Annotated in this window: 14 protein-coding genes; 9 read left to right on the top strand and 5 right to left on the bottom strand. The window is 34.4% G+C overall.

Translation table 11 applies throughout. The features are described from left to right. The first annotated feature begins 23 nt into the window (after positions 1 to 23). Complete coding sequence (locus Q0787_RS05155; RefSeq protein WP_366915878.1) at positions 24 to 1,157, top strand: FtsX-like permease family protein; 1,134 nt, start codon at positions 24 to 26, stop codon at positions 1,155 to 1,157. Between the two features lies 1 nt (position 1,158). Here Q0787_RS05155 and dusB read toward each other — a convergent pair whose 3' ends face one another. The 3 genes from dusB to Q0787_RS05140 are packed head-to-tail and all read right to left on the bottom strand — an operon-like array spanning position 1,159 to position 3,825. Further along, complete coding sequence (dusB, locus tag Q0787_RS05150; RefSeq protein WP_298901188.1) at positions 1,159 to 2,151, bottom strand: tRNA dihydrouridine synthase DusB; 993 nt, start codon at positions 2,149 to 2,151, stop codon at positions 1,159 to 1,161. Positions 2,152 to 2,190: 39 nt separating this feature from the next. Beyond that, positions 2,191 to 2,580, bottom strand: a complete 390-nt coding sequence (locus tag Q0787_RS05145; RefSeq protein ID WP_298901187.1) for a DUF4345 domain-containing protein — start codon at positions 2,578 to 2,580, stop codon at positions 2,191 to 2,193. Continuing rightward, positions 2,581 to 3,825 (bottom strand): M28 family peptidase, encoded by a 1,245-nt coding sequence (locus tag Q0787_RS05140; protein ID WP_298901186.1) that lies wholly within the window; start codon positions 3,823 to 3,825, stop codon positions 2,581 to 2,583. Between the two features lie 45 nt (positions 3,826 to 3,870). Between Q0787_RS05140 and Q0787_RS05135 the strand changes: the two genes are divergently transcribed. Beyond that, complete coding sequence (locus Q0787_RS05135; protein ID WP_298901185.1) at positions 3,871 to 4,986, top strand: hypothetical protein; 1,116 nt, start codon at positions 3,871 to 3,873, stop codon at positions 4,984 to 4,986. 7 nt (positions 4,987 to 4,993) lie between these two features. Here the strand turns inward: Q0787_RS05135 and Q0787_RS05130 are convergent, their stop codons facing one another. Then, positions 4,994 to 7,408 (bottom strand): outer membrane beta-barrel family protein, encoded by a 2,415-nt coding sequence (locus Q0787_RS05130; protein ID WP_298901184.1) that lies wholly within the window; start codon positions 7,406 to 7,408, stop codon positions 4,994 to 4,996. A gap of 155 nt (positions 7,409 to 7,563) precedes the next feature. On the opposite strand from Q0787_RS05130, the gene lepA reads away from it, so the two are divergent. From lepA to Q0787_RS05110, 4 genes are all read left to right on the top strand, one after another. Continuing rightward, positions 7,564 to 9,360, top strand: a complete 1,797-nt coding sequence (gene lepA, locus Q0787_RS05125; RefSeq protein ID WP_298901183.1) for a translation elongation factor 4 — start codon at positions 7,564 to 7,566, stop codon at positions 9,358 to 9,360. Between the two features lie 96 nt (positions 9,361 to 9,456). Further along, entirely contained in the window at positions 9,457 to 10,962 is a 1,506-nt protein-coding gene (locus tag Q0787_RS05120) for a LytTR family transcriptional regulator DNA-binding domain-containing protein (protein WP_298901182.1), read from the top strand. A 101-nt stretch (positions 10,963 to 11,063) separates the two neighbouring features. Next, positions 11,064 to 11,828 carry a hypothetical protein gene (locus Q0787_RS05115; RefSeq protein ID WP_298901180.1) on the top strand — a complete coding sequence of 255 codons (765 nt, stop codon included), beginning with the start codon at positions 11,064 to 11,066 and terminating at the stop codon, positions 11,826 to 11,828. Between the two features lie 23 nt (positions 11,829 to 11,851). Then, the gene (locus tag Q0787_RS05110; RefSeq protein ID WP_298901178.1) at positions 11,852 to 12,595 is read left to right on the top strand and encodes a hypothetical protein; all 744 of its coding nucleotides are present in this window, start codon (positions 11,852 to 11,854) and stop codon (positions 12,593 to 12,595) included. A gap of 90 nt (positions 12,596 to 12,685) precedes the next feature. On the opposite strand, the gene Q0787_RS05105 is transcribed toward Q0787_RS05110, so the two are convergent. Then, positions 12,686 to 14,533: a sodium:proton antiporter gene (locus Q0787_RS05105; RefSeq protein ID WP_298901177.1), complete on the bottom strand. Its 1,848-nt coding sequence runs from the start codon at positions 14,531 to 14,533 to the stop codon at positions 12,686 to 12,688. 136 nt (positions 14,534 to 14,669) lie between these two features. Here Q0787_RS05105 and Q0787_RS05100 point away from each other — a divergent pair, with 136 nt between their 5' ends. The 3 genes from Q0787_RS05100 (at position 14,670) to Q0787_RS05090 (ending at position 18,713) form a co-directional block, all read left to right on the top strand. Further along, positions 14,670 to 15,518 (top strand): universal stress protein, encoded by an 849-nt coding sequence (locus Q0787_RS05100; RefSeq protein WP_298901176.1) that lies wholly within the window; start codon positions 14,670 to 14,672, stop codon positions 15,516 to 15,518. Then, positions 15,515 to 17,722: a SulP family inorganic anion transporter gene (locus Q0787_RS05095; protein WP_298901175.1), complete on the top strand. Its 2,208-nt coding sequence runs from the start codon at positions 15,515 to 15,517 to the stop codon at positions 17,720 to 17,722. The genes Q0787_RS05100 and Q0787_RS05095 overlap by 4 nt, the downstream gene beginning before the upstream one ends. Positions 17,723 to 17,852: 130 nt before the next feature. Beyond that, on the top strand, positions 17,853 to 18,713 hold the full coding sequence (locus Q0787_RS05090; RefSeq protein ID WP_298901174.1) for an MBL fold metallo-hydrolase: 861 nt from the start codon (positions 17,853 to 17,855) through the stop codon (positions 18,711 to 18,713). Positions 18,714 to 18,718: the final 5 nt, after the last annotated feature.

The raw sequence follows: 18,718 nt of genomic DNA, 5'->3' as shown, positions 1-18,718 counted from the left end.
GCAGCAATAATTCTATAAACATTATGACTATTATTGCCGCTTCAGGAACGGTAATTGCCTCTGCAGCTTTGTTTATAGTGCTTTCTGGTTTTGCTGGACTAAAGAACTTTAGTTTAGAGTTTTCATCCTTTGTTGATCCAGATCTAAAAGTTATCCCCTCTAAGGGCAAGTCGTTTATACTTTCAGAAAACGATGCACTCGCCATTCAATCTATTGATGGGGTTTTGGGGTATTCAAAAATTATTGAAGAACGCGTTGTCTTAGAGTTTGACAACAAACATCAAATCGTAACTTTAAAAGGTGTAGATGAAAACTTCACAACAGTTACATCTATAGACTCAATGATTTACTACGGAAATTGGCTCGAACGAGGCACTGATCAAATTGTATCTGGTGGTGGCGTTTCTCGAAAACTCTCATATGGCACATTAGATTTAACAAGGCATCAAAAAATTTACGTGCCTAAACCTGGAAAAGGACAAATCACTTCAGTAACTGGAGCTTTCACTTCTGTAAATGCCTATAATGTTGGTATCCTTGATATTAACGAAGAATTGAACAACGAGTATATTTTTTCTAATATTGAAACCGCTAGGTATTTATTGAATTATGCTGAAGACCAAGTATCGTCTCTGGAGTTTAAATTAACAGAGGAAGCCGACCAAACTGTAGTTTCAGAAGCATTAAAAAACGCATTAGGAACTAAAATTGACGTTAAGAATAGAGCGCAACTTAATGATGCGCTTTATAAAATGCTCAATACCGAAAATGTAGCGGTTTACCTTATTTTTACTTTGGTGATTATCATTGCTCTATTTAATGTTATTGGTGCGCTAATTATGATGATCTTAGATAAACGGGAATCTATTCATACGTTGTTTAATCTTGGAACAACGACAAAAGACATCAGGCGTATTTTCTTTTTACAAGGAAGTTTAATGACAATTCTAGCAGGAATAATAGGCTTATCTCTGGGATTTGTTATTGTATTTCTTCAAAAACAATTTGAACTCATTATGCTTACACCATCATTGGCGTATCCTGTTGAGTTAAAAATCATCAACTTTATTGTAGTGATTCTTACCATTTTAGTCTTAGGAGTTTTGGCTTCGAAGTTAGCATCTCAACGCATTACCAAAGATTTAGTAAAAGGATAAGTTATATAAATTGATGACTACCAAACTTTTCTAGAACCTCATCAAAAGCAGCAAATACATCTTTTGAGTCATCGCTAGTCACCATTTTCATTCTATATTCCTTAAAATTTGGAATACCCTTAAAGTAATTGGTATAGTGACGTCTTGTTTCAAAAACACCAAGTTTTTCTCCTTTCCAATCGATAGACATTTGTAGGTGTCGTCTTGCGGCTTCAACACGTTCTGCCATTGATATAGGCGCTAAATGAGTCCCTGTTTCAAAAAAGTGTTTGACTTGTTTAAAAAACCAAGGGTTTCCAATTGTCGCACGACCAATCATACAACCGTCTAAACCAAAACTATCGCGCATAAGTGCGGCTTTTTCTGGTGAATCTACATCGCCATTTCCAAATACAGGAATATGCATTCTTGGATTATTTTTCACCTCAGCAATTGGTTTCCAATTGGCTTCTCCTTTATACATTTGGGCACGCGTTCGTCCATGAATTGAAATAGCCTTGCAACCTACATCTTGAAGGCGCTCTGCTACTTCAACAATTTTAATAGAATCATGGTCCCAGCCCAGTCGCGTTTTTACGGTTACAGGAAGTTTCGTTCGTTTAACCATTTCGGCAGTTAAACTTTCCATAAGACAAATATCTTTTAGTATCCCTGCTCCTGCTCCCTTACTCACAACTTTCTTTACAGGACACCCAAAATTGATATCAATTATATCTGGATTCGATTTTTCAACAATATCAATAGTTTGAAGCATACTGTCCATATTGGCTCCAAAGATTTGAATACCAACAGGACGTTCTTTTTCATAGATATCAAGTTTCATAACACTTTTCGCAGCATCACGAATTAAACCTTCACTCGAAATAAACTCTGTATAGACCACATCGGCACCTTGCTCCTTGCACAAAGCACGAAACGGCGGGTCGCTTACATCTTCCATTGGAGCTAAAAGCAATGGAAAATCAGGAAGTTCTATGTCACCTATCTTTACCAAAATTATTTTGTTTTGCGCAAAATTACAGCTTTTTAAGTTTTAGTCAAGCGCTTCTCTTTTTAAAACCCAGAGTCCATAAATGCCAAGACCTAATTCGGCAACTGTTCCAAAGATATAACCTGAGGTTGGAAAGCCATCTATACTAATACTAAGCAATCTTCCAAAGCCAAGGCCAAGCATAAAAATAACATTAGTAATTAGTGCTGTTTTAACATATTTGGTGTTAGTTAAACCTATAATCCACAACATTGAAAACCCTAAATAAAGTCCTGTAATAGCCTTATAAAAATTATGCTCATCAATCGTTTTAGGTAACAATTCAAATTGAGTCTCAGGGAAAAAAGCATATATAATTGCTACAGGAATAACAATGACCACCGAAATGATCAAGTGAATTTTATTAATAAAATCGTTCTTGGTTTTTAGCACTTAAAACTTTTGAAATTCGATATCTCTTTCAACTTCAATGTCGCCACGTTTCACAACAACTTTCGTTTTATCTCCTTCTTCAAAACTCGAAAGTGCGCGCATATAACTATTCATATTGGTCACCAAACTATCCCCTAGTTTAATAACAATGTCACCTTTTTCGAGACCTGCTTTATGAGCAACTTTATCTTCTGTAATACCATCAATCCGCATCCCTTTTCCGTCGAACAAATAATCGGGAATCACACCTAAAGCAACTTTAAACACAGGCACGTCGTCGCTTTCATTTTTTGTTGTTCTGAACGGTAATTTTCCATTGTCATCAAGGTCTGAAATGATCTCGAAAATATAGCTTGATATCATATCCATCCCTTCATAGTTAAGTTTCGGTGTGTCATCACCGGGCTTATGGTAATCTTCGTGTTGGCCTGTAAAGAAGTGCATTACGGGAATATCGCTATTGTAAAAAGAGGTATGATCACTTGGGCCCACACCAGATTCATTTTCAATGATCTTAAACTTAGAGTTATTTGCCTTAATTACATGTTTTAAAATTGGTGATGTTCCAACACCATAGACAGCTAACGTACTATCTTGCTTCAATCGTCCCACCATATCCATGTTAATCATGTAGTTTGCTTTGGATAAATCTATCGTAGCATTTTTTGTGAAATAATTAGAGCCCAACAAGCCCATTTCCTCTCCAGAGAATGCCATGAATAAGTAATTGTTTCCAGAATTAGCCGTTGCCAACTTCTTGGCAAGGCTTAACATTACAGCAACACCACTTGCATTGTCATCTGCGCCATTATGGATTTCTTGCGTTTCTCCTCTATATAATGACCCTTCTGCTCCATAGCCTAAGTGATCGTAATGTGCCCCAATGATAATAGTGTTCTCGGCATTATTATCTAAAAACCCAATAACATTTGTTCCTGTAATAGTACTATCACCATCCTTTACAGTATAGTTAACTTTCTGATGCGGATCTGTTTGAGGCTTAAATGAGAAGGCTTGAAAATAACCATTTGTTCCCTTAGCCTGTAGTCCTAAGTTTTTAAAGCGTTCTGCTATGTAGTTGGCAGCAGCTTTTTCACCGTCGGTTCCTGTTTGTCTTCCTTCAAGTTCATCAGATGCCAAAAAAACAACATCCTCTTCAATAGAAATCGTTCTGGTTTCCTCTTTAGAATCTGTTTTACAGGAGAACAAAACCATCAAAAAAAGAACCACAATTAGGTTTTTCATAGCTATATATCTTAATTTTACACAAATTTAGTTAATATTTATCAGATGAAATACGTATATATTCTAATCTTAGGTGTTTTACTTTTTAATTGTAAAAGTGATTCAAAAACGGCTCCAGAAGCTCAGAAAGAAACACAAATTCAAGTTGTTGAAACCACAAAAGATTCTTTAATATACCCAGGAGAAAAGCACTTTAAGTCTATTAGACAAGTTACGTTTGGAGGAGATAATGCAGAGGCTTACTGGAGTTTTGATGACAAACAAATTATATTTCAATCTAATAACAAGGCATGGGGAGTTGGTTGTGATCAAATGTTCCTGATGAATGCAAATGAAACATTTATGGATAGTATTGTGCCTCCCATGGTAAGTACAGGAAAGGGGCGTACAACATGTTCTTATTTTTTGCCTGACAACAAGCACATCATTTACGCTTCTACGCATCTTGGTGATGAAGCCTGCCCTGATACACCTTTGCGCAAGAACGGAAAATACATCTGGCCTATCTATGATAGTTATGACATTTTTGTTGCAGATTTAGAAGGTAACATTGTAAAACAATTAACCAATGAAGTTGGCTATGATGCAGAACCAACCGTATCTCCAAAAGGTGACAAAATAGTCTTTACCTCAACAAGAAGTGGTGATTTAGAATTGTATACTATGAATATTGATGGTAGTGATGTTAAACAAATTACCAACGAATTAGGTTATGATGGTGGCGCTTTCTTTTCGCCAGATGGGACAAAATTAATTTTCCGTTCATCACGCCCAAAAACTGAAGAAGAAATTAAAGCCTATAAAGATTTACTTGCCGAAGGTTTAGTAGAGCCTACAGAAATGGAGCTTTACATCTGTAATGCAGACGGTAGTGATTTGAGACAATTAACAGATTTGGGGAATGCCAATTGGAGTCCGTTTTTTCACCCGTCTGGGGAGAAAATTCTTTTCTCTTCTAATTTTGAGGCAGAGCGTGGTTTTCCATTTAATCTCTATTTAATAGATCTTGATGGCAAAAACCTGGAACGCGTAACGCATGGTGAGACGTTTGATGCATTTCCTGTGTTTTCTAATGACGGAAAGTATTTAGCGTTTTCATCCAATCGCAATAATGGTGGTGGGAGAGATACTAATTTATTTATTGCAGAATGGCAAGACTAATTAGGTGTTAATTTCCTTCTTTATTTAATCTATCACGTTCTTCAAGATCAATAGCCCTTTCATTTGTTTCTAACCTAGTGTTTCCAAATCTATAACGAAACCCAAGAGTAACAATACGCGTATCGAGATCTGAATTGGTGAAATTAAATTGGTTTTGATACCGCACTCGCGATTTCTCATCTTGCATATTAAATAAATCACCTGCTGTTAAAGTAATAGTGCCCTGTTTATTAAAAACTGTTTTTGAAATCGCTATCTGACTAAACAATCGGTCTTCTACAATTTGGAACGCCTGAAGGTTCTCACCAATCCATATTACATCCAAAAATAGGCTTAAACTTCTATCCTTTAATAATGAAATCGTATTCGTAATATTAGAATAGTTAGACCATTGGCTTTGGCTCACAAATCCATTGCCAAAATCGGTTTCTTCATCGATATTATAGAAAGAAGTTACAAAATAAGTGTTCCAGTGATCAGTAATATTAAAATCGACTAAAAAATCGAAACCATATTCAACTGTTTTATCAAAATTAACTGAAGTATATTCAATAATGTTTGTGTCATTATCTTGTCTAGGGATTTCAGAAATTGCACCATCATAATTTTGATAATATGCTTCTACTGTCAAGAAATCAAACAATGTAGCTCCTACAACATAATGATCTAAAAACGTCGGAACTAGATTAGGGTTTCCTGTGACTACATAATTGTCATTAAAGAAAAAACGAAACGGATTTAAATCAGTATAACTTGGTCTAGCAATGCTTCGTTTGTAATTTGCATAAACATTATATCCATCTGAAATATTATACTGAAAACTCAGGTTAGGAAATAACTCTAAATAATCCTGAGTATTAGAGATGCTAGTTAAAGGAGACTGTCCCTCTAAATTAGTCTGTTCTACCCTCAAACCAACATTAAGATTATAATCATCAGTACTTGATGCATAATTGAGGTATCCTGCATAAATGCGTTCGTCATAATCAAAAGCATCCGAATTTTGAATATCTATGGTCTCATCTCCTGTATTAATATCAACATCAAATTGCATGATGTCGCTTTCTGTTTTAATATTAGACATTTTGATACCTGTTTCGAACGTAGAATTCTCACTCAACGGTAAACTGTAATCTAATTTAGTTGTAAAGATTTGGGTGTCTTGATTGGCATTAGTGTTAAATGCAGATCTATTTAAAAAATCATCATTAACATCAAAAAATTCACTTACCACCCCTTGACCTCTCTGATAATTATAGGCCGTGAAATGTGCATTAAATGCTAATTGCCCTTTAGTAAAATTGTGGTTAAAATCTAAATCAAAACCTAAGTTGTACTTGTCATGTCTAGAGAGGTTATCTGCACTAAATCTGGATAAAAAATCCCCCGTATTATCTCTAATTGTCGTGTTGTTTACAATTTTATATTTAAAATACGGTACATACAATGCATTGGATGATAAGCTCAATGTGTTATTGTCACTAATAAAATAGTCAAAATTGGCATTTAGATTATGAGTTTCAGACCATGTATTTCGATTTGTAATTGAGCGCCAGTTTTCATCTATTGCATTCGCATTATCTAAATAATTAATACTTTCATCTCCTCCTCTATTTATTTTGTTTTTGGCATAATTATAATTTACATTAAAACTGAGGTTTTTGTTTTTGAAAAAATGGCTTGTTCCTGCATTATATTTAGGAAAAACGCCTTGTGTGTATCTCGTTGAAATGCTTCCTCTATAACCAGTAATGAGGTTTTTACTCATTATAATATTTAAAACAACGCCGCTTTCAGCGTCATATCGTGCCGAAGGATTTGTAATAACCTCAACAGATTTTATCGCATTTGCAGAAGAACCTTCAAGCAATTGGTTTAAGTCTTCAGATGATAAATGTACTTTTCTATTATTTATATATACTGTTGGGCTGGTGTTTTTAACGGTTATCTCATCTCCAAGCACCAAAACACTAGGTGTGCTTTTCAATACATCTAATATATTTCCTTCTACTAAAGCTGTGTTTTCAACATTGAAAATGAGGCGATCTGCCTCTCGTTTTAATGTTGGCTTTTTTACAGTAATATTGACTTCATCTAAACCCTCTACACTTTCTGTTAGTTGAATCGTTCTTAAGTCTAAATTACCATTAAGTATAATTTTTTGCTGATAATTATTGAACCCAATAAAACTCACCTTAATAACATAAGTATTAGGTTCGAGGTTATTGAAATTAAAAGTTCCGTTTTCATCTGTTGAAGTTCCCTTTAAAATCTCACTTTCATCTGCATTTAATAAAATAACATTTGCAAATTCTATAGGTGCGTTTTTATCATCAATGACTATCCCAGAAACGGATAGACTCTGCCCATAACTCAAAAAAGAGCATACAAATAATAGTAAAATATTGAGTAGGGTTTTCAAAATTAATTAGGGTTTTGCCTGCAATATAACATTTGTTTTTAAATCCTTTTTACGGTTTTACCACACTTATTAGGGTTTTTGTAAACATTTATAGCGTTTTATGCATAATAAATCAACTATATTTGCAAATCTTTATTGAGATGAATTAGGATGTTATGAAGCACATTAGGAATTTTTGCATTATTGCACATATAGATCACGGAAAAAGCACACTTGCAGACCGTTTACTTGACTTTACAGGCGCAGTAACCGCTCGCGAAAAACAAGATCAGTTGTTAGATAGTATGGACTTAGAGCGTGAGCGCGGTATTACAATTAAGTCGCATGCCATTCAAATGGAATATACATTTGAGGGACAAGAGTATGTGCTTAATCTTATTGACACTCCTGGTCACGTTGATTTTTCTTATGAAGTATCTAGATCTATCGCTGCCTGTGAAGGAGCTCTGCTCATAGTAGATGCCGCACAAAGCATACAAGCACAAACCATTTCTAACTTATATCTAGCCTTAGAAAATGATTTAGAAATAATTCCTGTTCTTAATAAAGTTGATTTACCAAGCGCCAATCCTGAAGAAGTAACAGATGATATCGTGGACTTATTAGGCTGTGATCCTGAAGAAGTTATTCATGCTAGCGGAAAAACAGGGTTTGGTGTTGATAATATTTTAAAAGCGATTATTGAACGTGTTCCCGCGCCGAAAGGAGATCCAGACGCGCCCTTACAAGCCTTGATTTTTGACTCAGTATACAATACTTTTAGAGGTATTGAAACCTATTTTAGAGTCTTTAATGGTGAAATTAAAAAAGGGCAAAAAATTAAGTTTGTCGCTACAGGTAAAGAATATTTTGCAGATGAAGTTGGCACTCTTAAACTGAATCAAGTTGCAAAGAAAACTGTAAAAGCTGGTGATGTTGGATATTTGATTACTGGAATTAAAACGGCTAAAGAAGTAAAAGTTGGTGATACCATAACTGATTTTGAAAACCCTACAACCAACATCGTAGAAGGGTTTGAAGATGTAAAACCTATGGTGTTTGCTGGAATTTATCCCGTTGATACCGAAGATTACGAAGAACTTCGGAATTCTATGGAAAAATTACAATTAAATGATGCATCTTTAGTATTCCAACCAGAAAGTTCTGCCGCTTTAGGTTTTGGGTTTCGTTGTGGATTCTTGGGAATGCTACACATGGAAATTATACAAGAACGCCTTGAACGCGAATTCGATATGACTGTAATTACAACAGTTCCTAACGTGTCGTATCATGCGTATACTAATAAAAACCCAGACGAAGCTTTTGTTGTAAACAACCCTTCTGATTTACCAGAACCTACAACAGTCAATCGTGTTGAAGAGCCTTTTATTAAAGCAACTATTATCACCAAAGCTGATTTTGTTGGTAATGTGATGTCACTCTGTATTGAGAAACGAGGCATGATTATGAATCAAACTTATCTCACCCCAGAACGTGTTGAATTAACTTTTGAAATGCCACTCGCAGAAATCGTCTTCGATTTTTACGATCGCTTAAAAACAGTATCTAAGGGTTATGCATCATTTGATTATTCTCCAATAGGAATGAAAACCTCTAAACTTGTTCGTTTAGATATTTTATTAAATGCACAAACAGTAGATGCGCTTTCAGCTTTAATTCATGCAGACAATGCACATAATATTGGTAAAAAAATGTGTGAAAAGTTAAAAGAATTGATACCAAGACAACAGTTTGATATTCCAATCCAAGCAGCTATTGGTGCAAAAATAATTTCTCGTGAAACTGTAAAAGCCCTACGTAAAGATGTAACTGCAAAATGTTATGGTGGAGATATTTCACGTAAACGTAAACTTTTAGAAAAGCAGAAAAAAGGTAAAAAACGAATGCGTCAAGTAGGTAACGTCGAAATACCTCAGCAAGCATTTATGGCTGTATTAAAACTTAACGACTAGCCATTAAAATAAAAATTATACCATCAACGGAAGAACTTTACTTCCGTTTTTGTATTTTTAGGTATGAGGAATTGGGGAAACTTCATACTTATCGCTATGCTTTTTGTTTCTTTTTTTGGTTTGGCTCAAGTCACACCAAAATCTGAAATAAGAACATTATTAAACAAAGCTCAAGAGTTTCATAAAACAAATCAAGACAGTGCTTTACATTATGCCGAAATCGCCTATGCAAAAAGTATTGTGCTTAATGATGTCACTTTAATTGCGAGGTCTATTGTTTATAAGAACACCTATCTTCTTGTTCAAAAAAAGTATGATGAGGCAGAGCAACTCTTTCAATACAATTTTAATCACTTAGACTCGCTTCCCGAAGGATTAAAAGGTGACACCTATTATAATTTCGGATCTATAAAGTACCTAAAAGAAAATTATGATTTGGCTCTAGAACATTACTTTAACGCCATAATTCATTACAAAAAAGGCGCTGTTGATAAAGGGCTTCGAAAAGCATATTTACAAATTGGTGTTATCTACAGCAAACTTAATAGGGATGATTTAGCCGATTATTTTTATAATAAATCCCTAGCTTCTGGAGCAGATAATCATTCGGCAAAAGGAGAAAACATATTGCCTACCACGCATGACGAACAAGAAAAGTTAATCATGTCAGAAAAACTGCTTTCTGGAATTAAAGATAAAAGTAACTCGAGATTGGCCGCTATTATTTATTACAATATGGCACAGAGTTATATTGAACTCCAAGATTATGAAAACATTATCAAGTATAATCTCGAGTCTGTAAAAATTAAAGATCGCATAAACTATATGGCTAATAAAGACAAAAGCTATGCCTATGTTGGAGAAGCCTATTTCAATTTAAAAAACTACAATTTGGCAATCGAATATCTTAATAAAGCTCTTAAGAATTCTGAGAAGCGACAGTTTAAACTAAAAATTAACGACTTGTTATATCGCGCCTACGAGCACATAGGCGATTATAAAAATGCGCTACGAGTTTCTACAACAATAAATACAGTAAGAGATTCCCTCAATTTATTAGAAGAACGCGAACGTATTGCCGAAATCACTTCGAAGTTTGAAACCGAAAAACAAGCCAAAGAAATCCTGTTGCTTAAACAAGAAAACCAGGCTAAAGAATTACTTATTTCCACCAATGAAAAGAATATCTGGAAATGGACCTTATTGGCATTATTAGCAACATTAATTGCGGTGTTTTTAGGGCAAAAATTGATGGGATCCATAAAGCGACTTAAAACCGTTGAATACGAAAAGGAACAAATTGCTAAAAAAGTTGAAGAGATTGCTGTTATTCTAAACAATAAGTCTAAGATCTATTTAGATAAATTAAAATACATAAAATCTGATGGAAATTATTTGGAATTTGTTACAGACGACAAGACCATCATTGATAGAAATAAACTTAAAGATATTCTTAATGCATTACCGCCAAATTTCGTTCGTGTACATCGATCGTATGTCATAAATAAAAACTTCATAGATGCATTAAATAGTAAATCTCTGTTTTTAAAATCCAATATAGAAATCCCCCTTTCCAGAACCTATAAGGCAAACATTGCCTAATACCTTGGGTTAAACATGTTGTTTTTTGTGTTAGTTATCACATTTTGGAGCATTGAAGTGTTCTATCATATAACTTTAATCTAAACCAAAATTCACATATTATGAAAACCAAGCATTTATTAGCAATGGTGTTGCTCCTATTTATATCGAGCATAACAACACGAGTTGAGGCTCAAAATATCTTTGAAAATAATACTGAATATAATTCGCTATCTCTTTCTTCTGAAACCATCGATTTAAGAACTTATGAAATTAACCTAGACGACGAAATACAATATGACATTTCCAATGCACCTAAAAGTATTACACAATTCGAAGCTCAAAAAAATGCTGTAGCATATGCTCTTAATATGATAGCATTTGGCGTGGGGTTTGGTTTTACCGATTTAGAGACTCTATGGTGTATGCATGCTGAATATTATCTTAGATTGGCATTAGTTCAAAACGCTGCTTTTTATGGCGCTTTTGGAATAGGTTACAGCAGTATTAATGGCGATTTCCTAAACACCAATTTGCTTAACGTCTCTTTAAAATTACTCATGGTTTCTCTATTAGCAAAACAGTTCCAGCAAGTGTTTTTGCAGTATGGGATTTTTGCAAAATACGCTTTCGGAAAAAACAAGTTTAATGATGGTTTTAAAAATGATCTCAATGTCTTAACTGCCGGATTAATTATTGGACTCCATATTTTACTAACAACGCGATGGTCTTTAATGGTTCAAACCAATGTATTGACTTATGAAGAACAAACCATCAAAACAGAAGGTAGTGAAACAAAAAGCGATTCAACCTTTGGGTTAATAAACAAAAATAACATTCTCGCATTATCATTGGTATACACCTTTGGAAACCGCAACCGCAAGTAATCAATTTTTTAAAACCACATATTATGAAAACAATCAATTTAAAACTAATCATGCTCCTATTTTGCTTAGGAGGATTTATGACAATTCAAGCCCAAGGGCTTTACAATTTAGCTACCTTAGATCACGATGACGATGCTCCGCTTAAGTGGTCTAGTGGTGTTGATTTTGGCTACGATGATGTTGTTGACACATTTGATGAAGGTGTTGCATGGGCAAATAATACTATTGGTGGAAGTGCTGGATTTGGGTGGAGTGATAATGACGGTAACAGTGAAACATCATTCTGTGTTGGTGCTGAATATTTACGTAGAATCACAGGTGATAGACAAAACCCAAATGGTGCAGGTTACATAGGAGCTTATGCAACATATCATAACGCAAGTGCTGATAATTTTGATGAAAGTATTTTTAGAGTTGGTCCTAAGTATACTTACTTTGATCGCTTAACAGCATTTAATGAAGTGCAACTTATTTATGGTGCCAATGCTTACTATGAAACAGGAACTCGTGATTTTTCTGGATTTGAAGAAGATGTAACGGGTTATGGAGCTAGCCTATATACAGGTGTAAACATTAGGCTATGCAATAAAGCGTCTCTCGGTGTTGAAGTTCCAGTGGTGTCTTATTTGAGTAGAACATTCGAGGCTAACGGAACCGAGTTTGATCAAGACAATTTTAGGATAGGTATTAATAAAGACAACATGGTGTCTGCGACATTAAGATGGGTTCTTGATGAATTAGATAAAGTCATGACTGAAGAGAAGTAAACGAAAAGAAAATTTATGGTTAATTATAGATAATCATAATTTGTGGAGAACCCTTGCTTTTGACTTTTAAAGCGAGGGTTTACCATATACTTATTCTTCGTGGGTCACCTCTTCTATATCGAAAGGTTTTCCTAAATAGACAAGTTTAGAATTTTCACCAATAGTATCCACTTCCTTATTATAAGACGAAATAATATGAATCTCATTGTCACCGTCTTTAACAAACAATGGAATCATGTCTTTATTGGTGTTAGTGATATCAATTAATGCGTTATAGTGTTCTTTATCATTAATACTTATTTCTTGTATTGATGGGTGTCGCTTTGCGACTTCAGAGAGTGAGTTATAATCATCGGTATGCGAAAATAACCCTTCATGAGGGATGTTGTTTTCATCTAAGACCTCTTCTCTTGAGACCAATCTAAACGATCCATTTTCTCCAAACTGTTTACTAAACTTATTGATGGCATATTTGTTTATATCTGTGTTTCCTGTGAGTGCCATAAGATATCCAACATCATTTAATTCTATATTATCCATTAATGTATCTGAATAGATATTAGTGCTCAATGCCTCTAAACCTAATTCTTTAGCTTTTGCGATATTACTTTCGTTGCTATCAATAAGTACTACATGTCTGCCGTTTGACTCTAAATAATGCCCTAATAAGCGGGATACTTTTGAAGCTCCAACAATTAGTATTCCATTAGATTTAGTAAGAAAAACGCCTACCCATTTTGCAAATAATCTTGCTGTAGTTGCATTTAATAAAACTGTACCAAGCACAATCATAAACACTAAAGGTGTAATATATTGTGCGCCAGTAACACCTTTACTTGCTAATTTAAGTCCGAAAAGGGAAGCAATACCTGCGGCAACAATACCACGAGGACCAACCCAACTTATAAATAGCTTTTCATTTAATTTTAACTTAGAACCATGTGTACTTAAAAACACGCCTAGAGGTCTAATTACAAATACTACTGCTGCAAAAAGTAATGCTGTTTTCCAATTATAAATAAGTAAGAGTTCATCAAAGTTAATATTCGCTGCCAGAAGTATAAATAATATTGATATGAGCAGTACACTTAAAGACTCTTTGAAGTATAAAATGTCCTTTAGGTAGGGAGAGTTTGAATTTCCTAAAACCATTCCCATAACTACAACTGCCAATAAACCAGACTCATGAGCAAATGCATCAGACAACACAAAAACACCCAATACTGCAGCTAATGAAAATACATTCATAAGATAATGTGGCACTAGTTTTTTATTTAATATAAAGTTTAATGCATGCGCAAACGTAAAACCAAATGTAGAACCAAAAAGTACAATTTTTCCAAATTCAATTAGTGCAGTCTTGGTAAATTCTCCACCTGCATCTACGCTTATAAACTCATACACTAATACAGCAACTAAAGCCCCAATTGGGTCAATTAAAATACCTTCCCATTTTAATACAGCCGAAATGTCTTTCTTTAAAGGAATGTTTCTTAAAATAGGCGTAATTACTGTTGGCCCTGTAACAATAATTAACCCAGAAAATAAGAACGAAATCTCCCAGCTTAAATTAAATATAAAATGAGCGGCTATTGCAGCACCAAAAAAGGTGACAAGAGACCCTACTGTTATGAGTTTGGTAATTACTGGACCAACATTTTTTATTTCACTTAATTTTAATGTAAGTCCGCCTTCAAAAAGAATAATACTAATGGCAAGAGATACAAAATAGAATAGGCTTTCTCCAGGAAACAACCCTTCCTTTTGATTCCATATAGGCTCAATCCATTTTGTGCCATCTCCAGATAAAAATTCGGCTGCAATTGGTCCAACTAAAAGCCCAATTAAAATTAGCGGTAAAATTGCTGGTATTTTAAATTTCCAAGCTACCCATTGCGCCAATATTCCTAAGATAATAATTCCTGCTAATTCTAACATAAATTCAAAATTTTGAAACCTAAAGGTAAATCAATTTTAACAACTTCAAAAACAATAAAAATACGAGTAAGCATTTATTGTTTCAGTAAGCCCAAAAAAAATATTACCTTACCGCCCGAATTGATTTTTATAGCCCTTGACTGACAAAATTTTCCATACCATTGGGGTAGGAGTTGCTTTTTCTCCCAACCTGAAGGCTAATATTTATGAAGCGGCACGATTGTCCTTGCTTTTTGAGAGCACTCTGGTGCTTATTCATGTTGGCGAATTGTCTGAAGAAAAAGAACAACAGCTTCTAGATATACTTCAGCCTTTTATAGATCAAAACCTCAACTATGAAATGGTTTTTAAAACAGGAGACCCTGTTGATGTTATTCTATCTATTTCCGAAGAAAAAAAAGTAGACCTTTTAATTTTAGGAGCGCTTCAAAAAGAAAATCTTGTACAGTACTATTTAGGAACTATCGCTAGAAAAATAACAAGGCAAGCAAAATGTTCTATTTTGTTACTCATTAAACCATCTGTAGAGCGTATTGCTTGTAAACACATAGTGGTTAATGGTCTTGATGACCCGAAAACAAAACAGACAATTTCTACCGCCTATTTTGTGTCACACAAATTAGGATCTAAGCGCATTACAATCGTAGAAGAAATTACAAAACAAGAAGTTGCTGTTAGCGTAGATGATGATAAATCACTTCGGAAATCGGCAATCGTTAAAGAACGTCTTAAACATAGGGAAGAGTCTCGTGTAAGAAATATTATTTCTGAAGTTCCTGATGCCTATAAAAAAGATTTAGAGACAAAAACACAATCTATTTTTGGAAAAAGAGGTTATAGTATTGGGCATTATGCTCAATTTATAAGAGCCGACTTATTAGTGATGAATGCACCAATGAAATCTGGTTTTTGGGATCGTTTATTTCCACATGATATCGAATATATTTTATCTGAATTACCAACTGATGTTTTAATAATTAGATGACGCCAAAGAAAAACAATACAGCCCTTTTTTTTAAGCAACTCCCTAAAAATATCTTTTCAGGGTTTGTAGTAAGTCTTATTGCTTTGCCATTAGGTTTAGGCCTTGCTATGGCTAGTAATGCACCTGCCATCGCGGGAGTTATTACAGCTATCGTTGGAGGTGTTATTGTTTCTATTTTAGGAGGTAGTCATGTAACGATTACAGGCCCAGGAAACGGCTTGGTTATTGTAACACTTGGAGCTATTAGTACTTTAGGGTTGGAAGCGGCATATGCTGCTATTATTTGTTCGGGAGTTTTGCTAATGCTTCTTGGGTTTTTACGTATGGGCAACCTTGCCGATTTTTTCCCCTCATCAGCTATTCAGGGTATGTTAGCTGCCATTGGGCTTATCATTTTAGGAAAACAATTTCATATAATGTTTGGTCATGAAATTGTTCGAGATAGTCCGATAAGCTACCTCATCGAAATTCCTTACACAATAAAAGATGCTTTACATTATGAAAACACAGGCTTAATTTATGCGGCAGCAGCTGGTATTTTAAGCTTGTTTATCATGGTTTTCTATTCTAAAATAAGAAACAAATACTTACAACTCATTCCTGCTCCAATGTGGATTGTTATTTTATCGATAGGCTTTAGCTATTATTTTGAAATGGTGTTACATCAAGACAACCCAATTGCTAGAGAATATATGGTTCCTGCGATTCCTACATTTTCTGAAATCACAACGCAATTACCAAAAGTCTCTTTTGCAAATATTGGTGGCTTGGCGTTTTGGGGAAGTGTTATATCGTTAACACTAATTGCGAGTATCGAGTCTTTGTTAAGTATTAAAGCAGTAGATAAATTAGACCCTGAAAAGAGACGCTCAAACGTTAATAGAGATTTAAAAGCCTTAGGTTTAGGAACTATTGGAAGTGGGTTTTTAGGTGGTTTAAATGTGGTTACAGTTATTGCAAGAAGTTCTGTAAATGTTAATAATGGCGGAACCAATAGATCGGCTAACTTTTCTCATGCCTTTTTCCTTGTTGTTTTTATCGTACTCTTTAGCACACAAATGACAAGAATTCCTTTGCCTGCCCTAATGGCTATTCTTGTATATACAGGTTATAAATTGGCGTCACCTGATTTAATTAAAAAGATCTTTTCCGTAGGGAAAGAGCAACTTATTATCTTTTTTGTTACGCTTTTAATAACCTTAAAACTTGGGTTAATCATTGGGATTTCGGCAGGTGTACTTGTTACTGTTATCATCCATTTTATCATCAACAAAAATGTAACACTATTTTTAAGACACTGGGTAAAACCAAATGTCTTAATGTTTAAAGAAGAAGACGCAACATCCAACTATTATGTGAGTGTCAAGCATTTCTGTTCTTTCGCCAACTTTTATAGACTGAAACAAAAATTAGATGCTATTTCAGAAGATAATGATGTTATCGTAGATTTCTCTATGTGTGAGTTCGTTGATCACACGGTCATGGAAAACCTTCATAACTATCAAAGTGCATTTGCAAAAAAAGGAGGGCATTTTGATATTATTGGATTAGACATGCATGATGCCGATTCTAAACACCCGTTTGCTTTAAGGAAACTTGCTGCAGTACCTAAACTCTTTGGATACAACCTAACCAAAAGACAAGAAAACCTAGAAACAATAGCTAAAGATTACAGTCTCTCATATAGTGCCGATAAGAATAAAAACACCGATTTTTTAAGCCCTTTCTTGTTTTTTAAAACGAAACAACCAAAGCATATTTATAATGAGTTAATCGATAGCACCAATCAATTTAAGTTGTTTGATATCGAGTTTTCGGAAGGTGAATTTATCGCTAAAGAAGTCGTAAGAGCATCAATGTTACACATTGATCTAAATACGTCTATTCCTGTTTTCTCATTAGACAGAGAGACCTTAATAGACAAGGTATATGCTATAGCTGGGTTTTCTGATATTAACTTTGAACAACATCAAGACTTTTCGAAACGCTTTCATTTAGTAGGTGAAAACACAGGTACAATTAAACAGTTTTTTAATGACGATTTAGTTCATTTCTTTGAGAGCAATCCATATTATCATATAGAGTCTAATGGAAATAGTTTACTTATTTTTAGTAAGCAACGTTTAGCAAGTACAAAAGAAATAAAAGCGCTTTTAGATTTTGGAAAACGACTAAAATCTGTGATTTCATCTGATATTCTTTAATTTTAGAAACCAGACACTCGTCACAACAACTCTCATAAGTTAATATCGTATTGCTATTGCATTACTATTCAATTCATAATAAACTGCTAAAACCTATCGTGTTCATTATCTTATTTATTAATTTGCATCCATGAATTTATATCCTGTTAATGCTGGAAATTTCAAACTCGACGGAGGCGCTATGTTTGGTGTTGTCCCTAAATCATTATGGACAAGAACCAATCCTGCCGATGCCAACAACATGATAGACATAGCGGCACGCTGTTTGCTTATTGAAGATGGAAACCGATTAATTTTAATCGATACAGGTATGGGAAATAAGCAAAGTGACAAGTTTTATGGCTACTACCATCTTTGGGGTAATGACTCTATAGATAACTCGCTAAAAGCATATGGGTTTCATCGCAACGACATCACAGATGTATTCATGACTCATTTGCATTTTGATCATTGTGGCGGAAGTATTCAATGGAATAAAGACAAAACTGGCTATGAACCCGCCTTTCAAAATGCACACTTTTGGAGTAACGAAAACCATTGGAAATGGGCAACTCAGCCCAATCGTCGTGAAAAGGCTTCATTTTTAAAAGAAAATATATTACCTATGGAGGACAGTGGGCACCTTAAGTTCACCAGACTCCCAGAAACTGATATACTAAAAAACTCTGCATTAGGTTTCGATATTTTTTTTGCTAATGGTCATACCGAAAAACAAATGATTCCTATGATTCATTACCAAGGAAAGACCATTTGTTTTATGGCAGATTTACTGCCTACAGTAGGGCATTTACCTATACCTTTTGTAATGGGGTATGATACTAGACCCTTATTAACTTTAGATGAAAAAGAGCGCTTTTTAAACCTAGCCGCAGATCAAAATTTCTATTTATTTTTGGAGCACGATGCTCATAATGAGATTATAAGCGTTCAACACACCGAAAAAGGTGTTCGACTAAAAGACACTTATACTACAAACGATATTTTTAATTAATATGA

The organism is uncultured Psychroserpens sp. (assembly GCF_947492715.1).
GTDB lineage: Bacteria > Bacteroidota > Bacteroidia > Flavobacteriales > Flavobacteriaceae > Psychroserpens.
This window is presented reverse-complemented; position numbering and strand designations above follow the sequence as displayed.

Bases quoted from the DNA above. Each gene is read 5' to 3' on its own strand.
- lepA (WP_298901183.1), top strand. From the start codon at position 7,564: ATGAAGCACATTAGGAATTTTTGCATTATTGCACATATAGATCACGGA.
- Q0787_RS05090 (WP_298901174.1), top strand. From the start codon at position 17,853: ATGAATTTATATCCTGTTAATGCTGGAAATTTCAAACTCGACGGAGGC.
- Q0787_RS05115 (WP_298901180.1), top strand. From the start codon at position 11,064: ATGAAAACCAAGCATTTATTAGCAATGGTGTTGCTCCTATTTATATCG.
- Q0787_RS05095 (WP_298901175.1), top strand. From the start codon at position 15,515: ATGACGCCAAAGAAAAACAATACAGCCCTTTTTTTTAAGCAACTCCCT.
- Q0787_RS05135 (WP_298901185.1), top strand. From the start codon at position 3,871: ATGAAATACGTATATATTCTAATCTTAGGTGTTTTACTTTTTAATTGT.
- Q0787_RS05105 (WP_298901177.1), bottom strand. From the start codon at position 14,533: ATGTTAGAATTAGCAGGAATTATTATCTTAGGAATATTGGCGCAATGG.
- Q0787_RS05140 (WP_298901186.1), bottom strand. From the start codon at position 3,825: ATGAAAAACCTAATTGTGGTTCTTTTTTTGATGGTTTTGTTCTCCTGT.
- Q0787_RS05120 (WP_298901182.1), top strand. From the start codon at position 9,457: ATGCTTTTTGTTTCTTTTTTTGGTTTGGCTCAAGTCACACCAAAATCT.
- Q0787_RS05155 (WP_366915878.1), top strand. From the start codon at position 24: ATGACTATTATTGCCGCTTCAGGAACGGTAATTGCCTCTGCAGCTTTG.
- Q0787_RS05110 (WP_298901178.1), top strand. From the start codon at position 11,852: ATGAAAACAATCAATTTAAAACTAATCATGCTCCTATTTTGCTTAGGA.